Source organism: Escherichia sp. WS568 (genome assembly GCF_046486085.1).
Lineage (GTDB): Bacteria > Pseudomonadota > Gammaproteobacteria > Enterobacterales > Enterobacteriaceae > Escherichia > Escherichia coli.
This window is the reverse complement of sequence record NZ_JBJQMC010000012.1, coordinates 105,737-120,849: the sequence shown is the minus strand read 5'-3', so window position 1 is coordinate 120,849 and position 15,113 is coordinate 105,737. Positions and strand designations below refer to the sequence as shown.

General features: G+C 49.5%; 13 protein-coding genes and 1 pseudogene. 7 read left to right on the top strand and 7 right to left on the bottom strand.

Annotated elements, in window-relative coordinates; genetic code table 11:
- Positions 1 to 80: 80 nt before the first annotated feature.
- Together ldhA and hslJ are read left to right on the top strand one after the other, a co-directional pair.
- Positions 81 to 1,070, top strand: coding sequence for a D-lactate dehydrogenase (gene ldhA / locus ACJHWR_RS15070; protein WP_000762229.1), 990 nt, complete (start codon positions 81 to 83; stop codon positions 1,068 to 1,070).
- A 110-nt stretch (positions 1,071 to 1,180) separates the two neighbouring features.
- A complete protein-coding gene (gene hslJ / locus ACJHWR_RS15065) occupies positions 1,181 to 1,603 on the top strand; it encodes a heat shock protein HslJ (RefSeq protein WP_001298828.1) in 423 nt (140 codons plus the stop codon).
- On the opposite strand, the gene ACJHWR_RS15060 is transcribed toward hslJ, so the two are convergent.
- The gene (locus ACJHWR_RS15060; RefSeq protein ID WP_001295715.1) at positions 1,600 to 1,866 is read right to left on the bottom strand and encodes a DUF333 domain-containing protein; all 267 of its coding nucleotides are present in this window, start codon (positions 1,864 to 1,866) and stop codon (positions 1,600 to 1,602) included. The two genes, hslJ and ACJHWR_RS15060, sit on opposite strands and share 4 nt — an antisense overlap.
- Positions 1,867 to 2,139: 273 nt before the next feature.
- On the opposite strand from ACJHWR_RS15060, the gene nifJ reads away from it, so the two are divergent.
- From nifJ to ttcA, 4 genes and pseudogenes are all read left to right on the top strand, one after another.
- Entirely contained in the window at positions 2,140 to 5,664 is a 3,525-nt protein-coding gene (gene nifJ, locus ACJHWR_RS15055; RefSeq protein WP_000628185.1) for a pyruvate:ferredoxin (flavodoxin) oxidoreductase, read from the top strand.
- Positions 5,665 to 6,029: 365 nt separating this feature from the next.
- A pseudogene (gene ompC / locus ACJHWR_RS15050) lies at positions 6,030 to 7,147 on the top strand (porin OmpC).
- A gap of 140 nt (positions 7,148 to 7,287) precedes the next feature.
- On the top strand, positions 7,288 to 7,722 hold the full coding sequence (gene uspF, locus ACJHWR_RS15045; protein ID WP_001295593.1) for a universal stress protein UspF: 435 nt from the start codon (positions 7,288 to 7,290) through the stop codon (positions 7,720 to 7,722).
- A gap of 175 nt (positions 7,723 to 7,897) precedes the next feature.
- On the top strand, positions 7,898 to 8,833 hold the full coding sequence (ttcA, locus tag ACJHWR_RS15040) for a tRNA 2-thiocytidine(32) synthetase TtcA (protein WP_000081424.1): 936 nt from the start codon (positions 7,898 to 7,900) through the stop codon (positions 8,831 to 8,833).
- 128 nt (positions 8,834 to 8,961) lie between these two features.
- On the opposite strand, the gene dbpA is transcribed toward ttcA, so the two are convergent.
- The 4 genes from dbpA to ydaN all read right to left on the bottom strand — a co-directional run bounded on the left by dbpA (position 8,962) and on the right by ydaN (position 11,857).
- Positions 8,962 to 10,335, bottom strand: a complete 1,374-nt coding sequence (gene dbpA, locus ACJHWR_RS15035) for an ATP-dependent RNA helicase DbpA (protein ID WP_000123727.1) — start codon at positions 10,333 to 10,335, stop codon at positions 8,962 to 8,964.
- Between the two features lie 29 nt (positions 10,336 to 10,364).
- Entirely contained in the window at positions 10,365 to 10,538 is a 174-nt protein-coding gene (gene ynaL, locus ACJHWR_RS15030; RefSeq protein WP_001296046.1) for a protein YnaL, read from the bottom strand.
- Positions 10,539 to 10,812: 274 nt separating this feature from the next.
- Entirely contained in the window at positions 10,813 to 11,796 is a 984-nt protein-coding gene (zntB, locus tag ACJHWR_RS15025; RefSeq protein WP_000387388.1) for a zinc transporter ZntB, read from the bottom strand.
- A 13-nt stretch (positions 11,797 to 11,809) separates the two neighbouring features.
- A complete protein-coding gene (gene ydaN / locus ACJHWR_RS15020) occupies positions 11,810 to 11,857 on the bottom strand; it encodes a protein YnaN (RefSeq protein WP_211180494.1) in 48 nt (15 codons plus the stop codon).
- A gap of 193 nt (positions 11,858 to 12,050) precedes the next feature.
- On the opposite strand from ydaN, the gene dgcM reads away from it, so the two are divergent.
- Entirely contained in the window at positions 12,051 to 13,283 is a 1,233-nt protein-coding gene (dgcM, locus tag ACJHWR_RS15015; protein WP_001361837.1) for a diguanylate cyclase DgcM, read from the top strand.
- A gap of 20 nt (positions 13,284 to 13,303) precedes the next feature.
- Here the strand turns inward: dgcM and smrA are convergent, their stop codons facing one another.
- Positions 13,304 to 13,867: a DNA endonuclease SmrA gene (gene smrA / locus ACJHWR_RS15010; protein ID WP_001046840.1), complete on the bottom strand. Its 564-nt coding sequence runs from the start codon at positions 13,865 to 13,867 to the stop codon at positions 13,304 to 13,306.
- A gap of 330 nt (positions 13,868 to 14,197) precedes the next feature.
- Complete coding sequence (locus ACJHWR_RS15005; RefSeq protein WP_000885457.1) at positions 14,198 to 15,106, bottom strand: LysR family transcriptional regulator; 909 nt, start codon at positions 15,104 to 15,106, stop codon at positions 14,198 to 14,200.
- Positions 15,107 to 15,113: the final 7 nt, after the last annotated feature.

Here is a 15,113-nt window from a genome sequence, read left to right as displayed (position 1 = left end):
ATAGCTTTCAATTATATTTGAAATTTTGTAAAATATTTTTAGTAGCTTAAATGTGATTCAACATCACTGGAGAAAGTCTTATGAAACTCGCCGTTTATAGCACAAAACAGTACGACAAGAAGTACCTGCAACAGGTGAACGAGTCCTTTGGCTTTGAGCTGGAATTTTTTGACTTTCTGCTGACGGAAAAAACCGCTAAAACTGCCAATGGCTGCGAAGCGGTATGTATTTTCGTAAACGATGACGGCAGCCGCCCGGTGCTGGAAGAGCTGAAAAAGCACGGCGTTAAATATATCGCCCTGCGCTGTGCCGGTTTCAATAACGTCGACCTTGACGCGGCAAAAGAACTGGGGCTGAAAGTAGTCCGTGTTCCAGCCTATGATCCAGAAGCCGTTGCTGAACATGCCATCGGTATGATGATGACGCTGAACCGCCGTATTCACCGCGCGTATCAGCGTACCCGTGACGCCAACTTCTCTCTGGAAGGTCTGACCGGCTTTACTATGTATGGCAAAACGGCAGGCGTTATCGGTACTGGTAAAATCGGTGTGGCGATGCTGCGCATTCTGAAAGGTTTTGGTATGCGTCTGCTGGCGTTCGATCCGTATCCAAGTGCGGCGGCGCTGGAACTCGGTGTGGAGTATGTCGATCTGCCAACCCTGTTCTCTGAATCAGACGTTATCTCTCTGCACTGCCCGCTGACACCGGAAAACTATCATCTGTTGAACGAAGCCGCCTTCGATCAGATGAAAAATGGCGTGATGATCGTCAATACCAGTCGCGGTGCATTGATTGATTCTCAGGCAGCAATTGAAGCGCTGAAAAATCAGAAAATTGGTTCGTTGGGTATGGACGTGTATGAGAACGAACGCGATCTGTTCTTTGAAGACAAATCCAACGACGTGATCCAGGATGACGTATTCCGTCGTCTGTCTGCCTGCCACAACGTGCTGTTTACCGGGCACCAGGCATTCCTGACAGCAGAAGCACTGACCAGTATTTCTCAGACTACGCTGCAAAACTTAAGCAATCTGGAAAAAGGCGAAACCTGCCCGAACGAACTGGTTTAATCTTGCCGCTCCCCTGCATTCCAGGGGAGCTTATTCAGATAATCCCCAAAGACCTTTCATCCTCTATTCTTAAAATAGTCCTGAGTAAGAAACTGTAATTGAGAACCACAATGAAGAAAGTAGCCGCGTTTGTTGCGCTAAGCCTGCTGATGGCGGGATGTGTAAGTAATGACAAAATTGCTGTAACCCCAGAACAGCTACAGCATCATCGCTTTGTGCTGGAAAGCGTAAACGGTAAGCCCGTGACCAGCGATAAAAATCCGCCAGAAATCAGCTTTGGTGAAAAGATGATGATTTCCGGCAGCATGTGTAACCGCTTTAGCGGTGAAGGCAAACTGTCTAATGGTGAACTGACAGCCAAAGGACTGGCAATGACCCGTATGATGTGCGCTAACCCGCAGCTTAATGAACTCGATAACACCATTAGCGAAATGCTGAAAGAAGGTGCACAAGTGGATCTGACCGCGAACCAGTTAACGCTGGCGACCGCGAAACAGACATTAACTTATAAGCTGGCGGATTTAATGAATTAATAGCTGCCACAGCTCCCGGCGGCAAGTGACTGTTCGCTACAGCGTTTGCCGTTGGGTAATGCACACATCCCAATCGCCGTACCATCCAGTTGACGGGCAACAGAAAGCGAACCGCCGATCATTGCACAATTTGCTTCTCCACTACTGGACATCGACGCTTTTAAACCTGGCGCTACGTGCGCCGCAGTCGCCTGCTGAACAGGTTCACTACTACACGCCGACAATAATAAAGCGGCACACCCTACCCAAAACGCTGCTCGCATCTTTTCTTCCTCTGATCTTCAAGCCAAACGACACCGCCATAAATAATAGGCAGCACAGAGGGCGGCGTCGAGAGCTGTCCTGCGCGTTGCCCCGCATTTTTACTTTTTTATGGCTATTTTTTTGCCCTCTGTTTGATCAAAACATTCATTACGCTGATGTGGGGGACACAAAAGCGAAAATGCAGAAGAAAGCCATTTGCTAAAATTGAAAGATAACTACTGGGCGCGCAGCAATTTCGTGCGCCCCTCATTTGCGCAATGTAAGGGTGTCATATGATTACTATTGACGGTAATGGCGCGGTTGCTTCGGTGGCGTTTCGCACCAGTGAAGTTATCGCCATCTACCCTATTACCCCCAGTTCCACGATGGCAGAACAGGCTGATGCCTGGGCCGGAAACGGCTTGAAGAACGTTTGGGGAGACACACCACGCGTGGTTGAAATGCAGTCGGAAGCGGGTGCTATCGCTACCGTGCATGGCGCTTTGCAGACGGGTGCCCTTTCAACATCGTTTACGTCATCGCAGGGTTTGCTGCTGATGATCCCGACGCTGTACAAACTGGCAGGCGAACTCACACCGTTTGTCCTGCATGTAGCGGCACGTACCGTTGCCACACATGCACTCTCTATTTTTGGCGATCATTCCGACGTTATGGCGGTGCGCCAGACGGGTTGCGCGATGTTGTGTGCGGCTAACGTCCAGGAAGCGCAAGACTTTGCTCTCATTTCGCACATCGCAACGCTGAAGAGCCGCGTGCCATTTATTCATTTCTTTGATGGTTTCCGCACGTCCCACGAAATCAATAAAATTGTCCCGCTGGCCGATGACACTATTCTTGATCTCATGCCGCAGGCCGAAATTGATGCTCATCGCGCCCGGGCGCTCAACCCGGAACATCCGGTGATCCGCGGTACGTCCGCCAATCCTGACACTTATTTCCAGTCTCGCGAAGCCACCAACCCCTGGTACAACGCGGTCTATGACCATGTTGAACAGGCGATGAATGATTTCGCTGCCGCGACAGGTCGTCAGTATCAGCCATTTGAGTATTATGGGCATCCGCAAGCGGAACGGGTGATTATCCTGATGGGCTCAGCCATTGGCACCTGTGAAGAAGTGGTTGATGAATTGCTAACCCGTGGCGAAAAAGTCGGCGTGCTGAAAGTTCGCCTGTACCGTCCCTTCTCCGCCAAACACTTGCTACAAGCTCTGCCGGGATCCGTACGCAGCGTGGCGGTACTGGACAGAACCAAAGAACCCGGTGCCCAGGCAGAACCGCTCTATCTGGATGTGATGACCGCACTGGCAGAAGCCTTTAATAATGGCGAGCGCGAAACCCTGCCCCGTGTCATTGGTGGGCGCTATGGTCTTTCATCCAAAGAATTTGGCCCGGACTGTGTACTGGCGGTATTTGCCGAGCTCAACGCGGCTAAACCGAAAGCGCGCTTTACGGTTGGTATTTACGATGATGTGACCAATCTGTCACTGCCGTTGCCGGAAAACACCCTGCCAAACTCGGCGAAACTTGAAGCCTTGTTTTATGGCCTTGGTAGTGATGGCAGCGTTTCCGCGACCAAAAACAATATCAAGATTATCGGTAATTCCACGCCGTGGTACGCACAGGGCTATTTTGTTTACGACTCCAAAAAGGCGGGCGGCCTGACGGTTTCTCACCTTCGCGTGAGCGAGCAGCCGATTCGTTCCGCTTATCTGATTTCCCAGGCTGATTTTGTTGGCTGCCACCAGTTGCAGTTTATCGACAAATATCAGATGGTTGAGCGTTTAAAACCTGGCGGCATTTTCCTGCTCAACACGCCGTACAGCGCAGATGAAGTGTGGTCGCGCTTGCCGCAGGAAGTTCAGGCCGTGTTAAACCAGAAAAAAGCGCGCTTCTATGTGATTAACGCGGCGAAAATCGCCCGCGAATGTGGCCTGGCGGCCCGAATTAATACCGTCATGCAGATGGCTTTTTTCCATCTGACGCAAATTCTGCCTGGCGATAGCGCCCTCGCAGAATTGCAGGGTGCGATTGCCAAAAGTTACAGTAGCAAAGGTCAGGATCTGGTGGAGCGCAACTGGCAGGCTCTGGCGCTGGCACGTGAATCCGTAGAAGAAGTTCCGCTGCAACCAGTAAATCCGCACAGCGCCAATCGACCGCCAGTGGTTTCCGATGCCGCCCCTGATTTCGTGAAAACCGTAACCGCGGCGATGCTCGCCGGGCTTGGTGATGCCCTCCCCGTTTCGGCGCTGCCGCCAGACGGCACCTGGCCGATGGGCACCACGCGCTGGGAAAAACGCAATATCGCCGAAGAGATCCCCATCTGGAAAGAGGAACTCTGTACCCAATGTAACCACTGCGTCGCTGCTTGCCCACACTCAGCTATTCGCGCAAAAGTGGTACCGCCTGAAGCGATGGAAAACGCCCCTGCCAGCCTGCATTCGCTGGATGTGAAATCGCGTGATATGCGCGGGCAGAAATATGTCTTGCAGGTGGCTCCGGAAGATTGCACCGGTTGTAACCTGTGCGTCGAAGTTTGCCCGGCGAAAGACCGTCAGAATCCAGAGATTAAAGCCATCAATATGATGTCGCGGCTGGAACATGTCGAAGAAGAGAAAATCAATTACGATTTCTTCCTCAACCTGCCAGAAATCGACCGTAGCAAACTGGAACGTATTGATATTCGTACATCACAGCTGATTACACCGCTGTTTGAATATTCCGGTGCTTGCTCCGGTTGTGGCGAGACGCCGTATATTAAATTGCTGACTCAGCTCTATGGCGATCGGATGTTGATCGCTAACGCTACGGGTTGTTCTTCAATTTATGGTGGTAACCTGCCCTCCACACCATATACCACTGATGCCAACGGTCGTGGACCGGCATGGGCGAACTCGCTGTTTGAAGATAACGCCGAATTCGGCCTTGGTTTCCGCCTTACGGTCGATCAACACCGTGTCCGCGTGCTGCGTCTGCTGGATCAATTTGCCGATAAAATCCCGGCGGAATTACTGACTGCGTTGAAATCAGACGCTACGCCAGAGATTCGTCGTGAACAGGTTGCAGCTTTACGCCAGCAACTCAACGATGTTGCCGAAGCACATGAACTGCTGCGTGACGCAGATGCTCTGGTGGAAAAATCAATCTGGCTGATTGGTGGCGATGGCTGGGCTTACGATATTGGCTTTGGCGGTCTGGATCATGTATTGAGCCTGACGGAAAACGTCAACATTCTGGTGCTGGATACGCAATGCTATTCCAACACTGGTGGTCAGGCGTCGAAAGCGACACCGCTGGGTGCAGTAACTAAGTTCGGCGAGCACGGCAAACGTAAAGCGCGTAAAGATCTTGGCGTCAGTATGATGATGTACGGTCATGTTTATGTGGCGCAGATTTCTCTCGGCGCGCAGCTGAACCAGACGGTGAAAGCGATTCAGGAAGCGGAAGCGTATCCGGGACCATCGCTGATCATTGCTTATAGCCCGTGTGAAGAGCATGGTTACGATCTGGCTCTCAGCCACGACCAGATGCGCCAACTCACTGCTACCGGCTTCTGGCCGCTATATCGCTTTGATCCACGTCGAGCCGATGAAGGCAAACTGCCGCTGGCACTGGATTCACGCCCGCCGTCAGAAGCACTGGAAGAAACGTTACTTCATGAGCAACGTTTCCGTCGTCTGAATTCGCAGCAGCCAGAAGTGGCAGAACAGTTATGGAAAGATGCTGCAGCTGATTTGCAAAAACGCTATGACTTCCTGGCACAAATGGCCGGAAAAGCGGAAAAAAGCAACACCGATTAAATGCTCTGGATAAGGATTATCCAATTCTAAAAAAAAGCCCGGACGACTGTTCGGGCTTGTCTTTTTATATGTTGGAAAATCAGTGGCAATGCAATGGCCCAACAGAAAATAAAATCTGTGACAATAAAGGCATATAACCCGCGAAGAATAACGTATAGCAAATTAAAAGTATAATTTTTATTTTGTATGTATTATCTTCGATACATTCACCAGACTTATTATCATTTCAGAGGAATTATTTGATTAAGGTTTTACTTAAGGCGTAACAAATGATATTTATCGGCTAACTGAACTTCTCCTTTAGGATGTTTTCACTCCCCGAAATGGGGATAAAAGGCAAATAAAATAACTAAAGGATTTATTCAATGAAAAGCAAAGTTCTGGCACTTTTAATTCCTGCCCTGCTCGCCGCAGGTGCTGCACATGCAGCCGAAGTTTATAATAAAGACGGCAACAAATTAGATCTGTATGGCAAAGTTGATGGCCTGCATTATTTTTCTGATAATACCAATAGTGATGGTGATCAAACTTACGTGCGTTTTGGTTTTAAGGGTGAAACGCAAATCACGGATCAACTGGTTGGGTATGGCCAGTGGAATATAACGTGCAGGCTAATGGCTCTGAAGGTGATAAAGGTGATTCCTGGACTCGTCTTGCTTTTGCCGGTCTGAAATTTGGTGACCTGGGTTCATTCGACTATGGTCGTAATTATGGCGTAATGTACGACATCGAAGGCTGGACCGATATGCTACCGGAATTCGGTGGTGACTCTTATACCAAAGCCGATAACTATATGACCGGTCGAGCCAATGGCGTAGCAACCTATCGTAATACTGATTTCTTCGGTCTGGTTGATGGTCTGAATTTTGCGTTACAGTACCAGGGCGCGAATGAAAACCAGGTCACCCATGAGCAAGAAGGTACCGCAAACGGTGGTGATCGAAACATTAAGAACGCCAATGGCGACGGTTTTGGCATCTCCACTACCTACGACTTAGGTATGGGCATGAGTTTTGGTGCCGCCTATACCAGCTCCGATCGCACTAACCAGCAGGCTGAATTCTCTACCGCAAAAGGCGATAAGGCTGACGCCTGGACTGCCGGGGCAAAATACGATGCTAACAATATCTACCTGGCGACCATGTATTCTGAAACGCGTAACATGACACCTTACGGTGATTCAACAAATACGATTGCCAACAAAACCCAGAACTTTGAAGTTACTGCGCAGTATCAGTTCGATTTTGGGCTGCGTCCGGCAGTCTCTTTCCTGATGTCTAAAGGCAAGGATTTGGTCGGTACCGACGGTGATAAAGATCTGGTTAAATACGCCGATGTTGGCGCGACTTACTATTTCAACAAAAATATGTCCACCTACGTTGACTATAAAATCAACCTGTTGGATGAAGATGACAGCTTCTACGCTGCCAACGGCATCTCTACCGATGATATTGTCGCTTTAGGTCTGGTTTATCAGTTCTAAATCCTCCTGCCCGCTGTTATGGCGGGCTTTTTCTGCTTATTCTTCCTCCTTTGATCTAAATTAAAAATGTGAACTCCGTCATTACACAAAAAGTGTCATCTGGCGTTACACTTTATGCGGATACTAAAACAGGAGGTTTTATGAACAGAACGATTCTTGTCCCTATCGATATTTCCGATTCAGAATTAACTCAACGCGTGATTAGCCACGTTGAGGCAGAGGCAAAGATTGATGATGCAGAGGTTCATTTCCTGACGGTAATACCTTCACTGCCCTACTATGCCTCTCTGGGTTTAGCGTATTCCGCAGAATTACCGGCAATGGATGACCTGAAAGCGGAAGCCAAATCGCAACTGGAAGAGATCATTAAAAAATTTAAACTACCAACCGACAGAGTGCATGTCCATGTTGAGGAAGGCTCGCCCAAAGACCGCATTCTGGAATTGGCGAAGAAGATCCCCGCTCATATGATCATCATTGCTTCCCATCGACCGGATATCACCACTTATCTGCTCGGTTCTAACGCCGCAGCTGTAGTGCGTCACGCAGAGTGCTCCGTGCTGGTTGTGCGCTGACACTAACGCCCGCACATTGCTGCGGGCTTTTTGATTCATTTCGCAAATGTGCTGACATTTTCCCCTCTAATCCGTACCATACACGCCACAGTTTTTATATCAGATTTCTTATGCTGGGCGTTCCGGCATGACGCATACTCTTCTGATGCCATATAACGAATTGAGTCGCTTTTAAATGTCGCAAAATCAAGAAATTAGTAAGAAAGAACAATACAATCTGAACAAATTACAAAAACGTCTGCGTCGTAACGTGGGCGAAGCCATTGCTGACTTCAATATGATTGAAGAAGGCGATCGCATCATGGTTTGCCTCTCCGGGGGTAAAGACAGCTATACCATGCTGGAAATTCTGCGCAATTTGCAGCAAAGCGCGCCAATCAATTTTTCGCTGGTGGCTGTTAACCTCGATCAAAAACAACCGGGCTTTCCGGAACACGTTCTGCCCGAGTATCTTGAAACGCTGGGCGTTGAGTACAAGATTGTGGAAGAGAACACTTACGGTATCGTGAAAGAGAAGATTCCGGAGGGCAAAACCACTTGCTCACTGTGTTCTCGTCTTCGTCGCGGTATCCTTTATCGCACCGCAACGGAACTGGGGGCGACGAAGATCGCGTTGGGTCACCATCGTGACGATATCCTGCAAACGCTGTTCTTAAATATGTTCTACGGCGGCAAGATGAAAGGTATGCCTCCGAAACTGATGAGCGATGATGGCAAACATATCGTGATTCGCCCGCTGGCCTACTGCCGCGAGAAAGATATTCAGCGCTTTGCCGATGCAAAAGCGTTCCCGATTATTCCGTGCAACCTGTGCGGTTCACAGCCTAACCTGCAACGTCAGGTGATTGCTGACATGTTGCGTGACTGGGATAAACGTTATCCGGGGCGTATCGAGACGATGTTCAGCGCGATGCAGAATGTGGTGCCATCGCATCTGTGCGATACCAACCTGTTCGATTTCAAAGGCATTACCCACGGTTCTGAAGTGGTTAACGGGGGTGATCTGGCGTTTGATCGCGAAGAGATCCCTCTACAACCGGCGGGTTGGCAGCCTGAAGAAGATGAAAATCAGTTGGATGAGTTACGACTGAATGTGGTTGAAGTGAAATAACCCGGATAGCGCCCGATGCGCAAGCTTATCGGGCTACTCTTATGGAGGCCGGAGAAGACGCGGCCAGCGTCGCATCCGGCAATCCCGAAGAAGATATTGACTCTTGCACCCTGCGATTCAACATTTCATTATTTTAATAACCGCACCCGGCACGTTTTTCCTTTAATCTTCCCGCCCTGTAACTGTTTCCATGCTTTATGAGCAACAGCCTGACGCACCGCGACATAGACATGCGCCGGATGCACGGCGATTTTGCCAATATCTGCGCCATCAAGCCCGATATCTCCTGTCAGCGCACCTAATACATCACCCGGGCGCATTTTGGCTTTTTTCCCGCCATCGATACATAACGTTGCCATTTCGGCTTCCAGCGGCACAATGGAACTATTAGCTGGCGGCGTTTGCCAGTTAAGTTTTATCTGCAACATGTCAGAAATGATATTGGCCCGCTGTGCTTCTTCCGGGGCACAGAAACTGATCGCCAGACCGCTATTTCCTGCACGCGCTGTACGACCGATGCGATGTACATGAACTTCAGGGTCCCACGCCAGTTCAAAGTTCACTACCAGCTCAAGCGATTTAATATCCAGACCACGCGCAGCAACATCAGTCGCGACCAGTACACGGGCGCTACCGTTAGCAAAACGTACCAGAGTCTGATCGCGATCGCGTTGCTCCAGATCGCCGTGTAACGACAATGCACTTTGCCCTACTTCATTCAGCGCGTCACAGACAGCCTGGCAATCTTTTTTGGTATTGCAAAACACCACGCAAGAGGATGGCTGATGCAAACTTAATAACCGTTGCAACAACGGAATTTTGCCTTTGCTGAATGTCTCATAAAATTGTTGTTCAATGGGAGGCAGAGCATCTGTTGAGTCAATTTCAATCGCTAAAGGATCGCGTTGCACTCGTCCGCTGATTGCGGCGATGGCTTCCGGCCAGGTTGCCGAAAACAGAAGCGTCTGTCGAGATGCTGGCGCAAAACGGATGACATCATCAATGGCGTCGCTAAATCCCATATCCAGCATGCGGTCGGCCTCATCCATCACCAAAGTATTCAGCGCATCCAGTGATACCGTGCCTTTTTGCAAGTGATCCAGCAAACGACCCGGCGTTGCCACGATAATATGCGGCGCATGTTGCAACGAATCACGCTGCATACCGAACGGTTGACCACCGCACAACGTCAAAATTTTGGTATTTGGCAGAAAACGCGCCAGCCGACGCAATTCACCTGCCACCTGATCCGCCAGTTCACGCGTAGGACACAGCACTAAAGCCTGGGTTTGAAATAGCGACGCATCAATTTGCTGTAACAAGCCGAGGCCAAAAGCCGCCGTTTTGCCACTGCCGGTTTTCGCCTGCACGCGAACATCTTTTCCGGCAAGGATCGCCGGAAGCGCGGCGGCCTGCACCGGCGTCATGGTTAAATAACCCAACTCATTAAGGTTCGTGAGTTGGGCGGGAGGCAAAACATTCAGGGTAGAAAAAGCGGTCACAATCTATTCTCGTGGTCATCGACGCAAAGTCAGCAGGCACGTATCCTCGCAGATCTACGCTCACGATGCGACAATTTAATCGGTTCTTCATCGGGGGGTGGGTCAGGCATGGGTTGCGGGCGAGGGATCGGATCGGGCACAGGAACAGGATCGCCAGGAATCGGTTCAGGGACAGGAATTTGCAAATAAATGAGTGTCGTCATATTTCCCTCCGGTCATTGGGTGGACTCTTAAAGGGTAGACGCTGATATATAACAGGCAAAAAAAAGCCGACTCATCAAAGTCGGCGTCGTACGAATCAATTGTGCTATGCAGTAATTCAAAAAAGGAAGTAAGACAATATGGAGCGCAACGCCCATCGCTTGACGTTGCATTCACCTGCAAGGGAGATATTGCCCTGAATGGGTAGAGAGTTTATTGACTTCGCTCAAACTTTGCGGCGTTTTTGTATACAGACAGCCGGGAAAATTGCTTTTGTTACAACCATTTACTACGATGCAACCATAAAGCAACACCACCAATAAGAACAACTAACAGAATACAAAAAATTGAAAATCCGAATTGCCACCCGCCGCCAGGGATCCCACCAAGGTTGACGCCAAATAACCCGGTCAGAAAGGTACTGGGTAAAAAGACCATTGCCATCAACGACATTGTATAGGTACGACGCGCTAAATTTTCCTGCATCACCTGAGCGATTTCATCCGCCATCACGCCAGTCCGTGCTATACAGGCGTCGATTTCGTCAAGGCCGCGCCCAAGGCGATCGGCAATATCCTGCATCCGACGGCGTTGGTCATCGCTCATCCACGGCAAACGTTCACTGGCAAGACGAGCATAAACATCACGTTGCGGTGCCATATAGCGACGCATCACAATTAATTGTTTGCGCAGCAGAGCCAGGAATCCACGCGGTGGAATTTGCTGATCAAGGAGATTATCTTCAAGGTCGATAATTTTATCGTGCAGCTGCTCGATAAATTCGCTGGAATGATCGGTCAACGCATCGCACACATCCACCAGCCATCCCCCGCAATCGGTCGGACCCGTGCCCTCTTCCAGATCGCTTACCACATCGTCCAGCGCCAGCACTTTGCGTTGTCGGGTCGAAACAATTAACCGCCCGTCCATATATACACGCATGGCGACCAGTTGATCGGGGCGTTCATCGGTGCTGCCGTTTATACAGCGCAATGTAATCAGCGTGCCTTCACCGAGACGGCTGACTCGGGGCCGTGTGCTCTCGCCCGCCAGCGCATCACGTACGTTATTGGGAAGCAGCGGTGTTGTCGCCAGCCATTGGGCGCTATCATGGTGTACATAATTAAGGTGGAGCCAGCAGGGATGCGCTTCATCAATCACATCTGTATTTTCCAGCGGTTTAACGCCGCCTCTACCATCCAGCATCCATGCAAATACTGCATCCGGGACATTAACGTCCGATCCCTTAATCGCTTCCACAGTGCCTCCATCATCAACGCATTATTTTGTAGTCTAGCCTTCTGGCCCTGTTACGCAACATCTCATCACCCCATTACCCTGAAATGATTAATAAAATTCTGTCTAAATTGAATACAAAAAGCAAAATGCTTTTCCGTATACAAACCGTGTGAAGTGTTAAATAGCGTCTATCATTATCAGAATTATCTGATCATATGACGTGGCTTTTTTGCGATCGGATAGCAACAAAAATTGATAAAAATAACGGGATCTCAATGATTACGCACAACTTCAATACCCTGGACTTACTCACCAGTCCTGTCTGGATCGTTTCGCCCTTTGAGGAACAGTTAATTTATGCCAACAGCGCGGCGCGACTGTTGATGCAAGACCTCACGTTTAGTCAGCTACGAACCGGTCCCTATTCCGTCTCCTCACAAAAAGAACTGCCGAAATACCTCTCCGATCTGCAAAACCAACACGATATTATCGAAATCCTCACCGTTCAACGTAAAGAAGAGGAAACAGCATTAAGCTGTCGGCTTGTTTTGCGAGAGCTGACAGAAGCAGAACCGGTGATTATTTTCGAAGGTATCGAAGCGCCGGCAACGCTGGGTTTAAAAGCCAGTCGCTCGGCAAATTATCAGCGCAAAAAACAAGGTTTTTATGCGCGCTTTTTTCTGACTAACTCTGCACCAATGTTGTTGATTGACCCCTCACGAGATGGCCAAATCGTTGATGCTAACCTCGCCGCGCTCAATTTCTATGGTTATAACCATGAAACGATGTGCCAGAAACATACCTGGGAAATAAATATGCTCGGGCGACGCGTCATGCCTATCATGCATGAAATTTCGCATTTACCCGGTGGCCATAAGCCTTTGAATTTTGTTCATAAATTGGCGGATGGTTCGACTCGTCATGTGCAGACCTATGCCGGTCCGATTGAAATTTATGGCGACAAGCTCATGTTATGTATTGTGCATGATATTACTGAGCAAAAACGGCTGGAGGAGCAGCTGGAACATGCTGCCCACCATGACGCGATGACCGGATTACTGAATCGGCGACAGTTTTATCACATTACCGAGCCAGGCCAAATGCAGCACCTCGCCATCGCTCAGGATTACAGCTTGTTGCTCATCGACACCGATCGTTTTAAACACATTAACGATCTCTATGGGCATTCTAAAGGTGATGAGGTGTTATGCGCCCTCGCCCGCACCCTCGAAAGTTGCGCTCGCAAAGGCGATTTGGTGTTTCGTTGGGGAGGCGAAGAGTTTGTCTTATTGCTACCAAGAACCCCACTGGATACCGCGCTTTCGCTGGCTGAAACTATCCGCGTAAGCGTGGCAAAAGTGAGTATTTCGGGCTTACCACGCTTTACCGTCAGCATTGGTGTGGCGCATCACGAAGGAAATGAAAGCATCGATGAGCTGTTTAAACGCGTTGATGATGCTTTGTATCGGGCGAAAAATGATGGACGCAACCGCGTGCTGGCGGCATAAGCCGCGGATGCGTCTCGAGATCAACGACTGCGCTTAGCGTGGCGCTCCCAGTTTTCTTGCTTTGCCTGTGCCGTTTTACGTAGTGCGACGTAACACGCCCCGCTGCCGCCATGATGCGGTAGCGCGGTACAATATGCCTGGACATCATCAAATTCGGTCAACCAGCGCGCCACATAGCTGCGGACAATATTGGCATGCGATTTATCTTCCCGCCCTTTACCATGAATAATCAGCACATTACGCAAACCATCCGCCAGGGCTTGTTGAATGAAACTGAACACCATTTTGCGGCACTCTTCCACCGGCTGGCGCAAAAGATTCAGGCTCGCCTGTTGCGGGTATTTACCACTGCGCAGCTTATCCAGCACCCCATGTTGCAACCCTTCCCGCCGAAACTCCAGCGGCTGAGTTAGCGGGATGATGTCGAGAAATCCAGTGGTGAGGAAATTATCAAGTTGCAGCGTGTCGATACGCTGCGGCGCACGTTGGTTACGCGTTGGATGCCAGTGGACATCTGTAGCACGTTTCAGCGGCTGGACATCTTCCATGGCGTCAAGAAACAGCGATTTGTCGTCAAGGTTCATGTTACATCCTCCCGCAATTAAGAGCGCGATATGATAACCAGACCGGGCTGGTCCAACAACGTATTACCCAAATTTCCAGTAATAAGTTCCAAATGTTGCCGATATTTTAAGCAAAATGCTTATGCATGATTATTCATTCACTATATTAATAATGTAACTTATATTTTCGTGAAATCTGTCACTGAAGAAAATTGGCAACTAAAGGTTAAAACCGTTATAACACAGTCACCGGCGCAGAGGAGACCATGCCGGATTTAAGACGCGGATGCACTGCTGTGTGTACTGTAGAGTCTGGCGGATGTCGACAGACTCTATTTTTTTTATGCAGTTTTAACTTTGCAGATAGCCGCATTCTCGCCGAAATTGCGTGATTAATGACGCGGTCAGTGGTGTCTGGCGACTATCACGCCGCTGAATCAAATAATAGGTCGCTTTCGGTAAAATTTCGCTAACCGGCAACATCACCAGCCCCTGTCCGTGCAAGGGATCGCAGCCCATTTCTTCAGGTAGTATGCTGAGAAAATCGCTTTTTGCCACCAGACTGATACAGGCTGAGAACGTCTCGCAGACTACGCCGACCTGTGGCGTTTGCGCCTGATCGTCAAGCAATTCACTCAACTGTTTGTAGTAGCTGCCGTGTGGCGTCGGCATTGTCCAGCTGTAGTCCAGTAACTGTTTGATCGAACGGGCACCAATGGCGGGATGTCCCGGGCGGCAAAAGATCGCGAATTGCTTTTCCAGTAATTTCTCAAAAGTAAATTCGTGGTCGTAGGGTCCCTGATAATAGGTATTGATGGTGAAATCCAGTTCTCCCTGGCGCAATTCATTAATCATCGACACCAGTTGCCCTTCCATAATGCGTACTTTTACCTGCGGATGCTGCTGATGAAAACGAGATATGACAGCTGGCATCAGACTGCGGGAAATACTGGCCCCCATGCCGATATTAATTTGCCCTGCCAGTTGCCCTTGTCGTTGGCGAATATCCTCTTGCGCTGCGCGCAGCTCTTCAAGAATAAGACTGGCGTGCTGATAAAAACTTTCACCGGCATCAGTTAACGTCACGCCTTTACTACGGCGAAAAAAGAGTTGTGCCGCCAACCCTTCTTCCAGTTCCTGAATAGATTTACTCAGTGCCGGTTGCGACATATTCAACATTCGGCTCGCTCCGCGAATGCTGCCCTGACGAGCCACTTCAACAAAAGCCCGAATTTGATGAATTTTTACCTGAAAAGCCATGACGCCA